Origin of the sequence: Actinosynnema sp. NPDC049800, from assembly GCF_040656635.1 — a bacterium.
Classification (GTDB): Bacteria; Actinomycetota; Actinomycetes; order Mycobacteriales; family Pseudonocardiaceae; genus Actinosynnema.
In genome coordinates, this window is sequence record NZ_JBFAMT010000126.1 from 1 (window position 1) to 1,169 (window position 1,169).

At 74.3% G+C, this 1,169-nt stretch carries 2 protein-coding genes; one reads left to right on the forward strand and one right to left on the reverse strand.

The features are described 5' to 3' along the window. Positions 1-336 (reverse strand): ArsR/SmtB family transcription factor (locus tag AB0I91_RS44620; protein ID WP_499642339.1); only part of this gene is annotated, 336 nt, incomplete at its 3' end. 102 nt (positions 337-438) lie between these two features. Here AB0I91_RS44620 and AB0I91_RS44625 point away from each other — a divergent pair. After that, positions 439-1,169: FAD-dependent oxidoreductase (locus tag AB0I91_RS44625; protein ID WP_499642341.1), on the forward strand; the 731-nt coding region annotated here is incomplete at its 3' end.

The following is a 1,169-nucleotide window of genomic DNA, read 5'->3' on the forward strand; positions in this document are numbered from 1 at the left end:
CGGGCAGCACGGGCGGGTGACGATGGTGCCCATGACGGCGTCGGCGGCGTGCGGCAGGCCCGTGCAGCACGCCGGGTTGACCGACACCAGGGTCGCGGTGCCCTCCTTGCGCAACCGCACGAACCCGACGTCGGCGAGTTTGCGCAGGTGGTGCGAGCAGGTGGACTGGCTGACGCCGACCGCCTCGGTCAGCGCGCCCACGGTGATCTCGCCGGGGTGGGTGGCGACGGTGTGCAGCAGGCGCACGCGGGTGGGGTCGGCCAGGCAGGCGAACCACTCGGCATAGGTGGAGGCGTCCTCGGGGGCGAGGCCCACCGCGGGCAGCGTCGTCGTCATGCCCACCAGAGTATCGACAAACGCCGATGGTTGCATCCATCGAGCAGACTCGATACATTCCCACCTGTTCGATCGAAGACAGACGATGAAAAGGGGTGGCTCGTGGACGAGCTTCCGGTGGTCGTGGTCGGGGCGGGGCCGGTCGGGTTGGCGGCGGCGGCGCACCTGCTCGAACGCGGCCTGCGACCCGTGGTACTCGAAGCCGGCCCCCAGGCCGGCGCGGCGGTGGCCCGGTGGCGGCACGTGCGGCTGTTCTCGCAGTGGTCGGAACTCGTCGACCCCGCCGCCCGCCGACTGCTGGAACCCACCGGGTGGACCGCCCCGGACGGCGAGACCTACCCCACCGGCGAGCAGTGGGCGGCGCAGTACCTGGTGCCGCTGGCCGAGGCGCTGGGCGAGCACGTCCGGGTGAACGCCCGCGTCATCGGCGTCGCCCGCCGCGGCCGGGACCGCGTCGTGGACGCCGGCCGCGACAGCGAACCGCTCACCGTGCACGTCGAAGGCGGCCGGCGGATCACCGCACGGGCCGTCGTCGACGCCTCCGGCACCTGGGGCGCGCCCAACCCGCTCGGCGGCGACGGACTGCCCGCGGTCGGCGAGCCGGAGGCGGCGGACCGGATCGGCTACCGCGTGCCCGACGTCGTCGGCGAGGCCGAACGGTACGCGGGCAAGCGGATCGCCGTGGCCGGCAGCGGGCACTCCGCGCTCACCGCCCTGGTCGCACTGACGAACCTCGCCGAACGGCACCCCGGCACGCACGTCACCTGGCTGCTGCGCCGCGGCGCGGTCGGCAACGTCTTCGGCGGCGGCGAAGCCGACCAACTGCCGGCGCG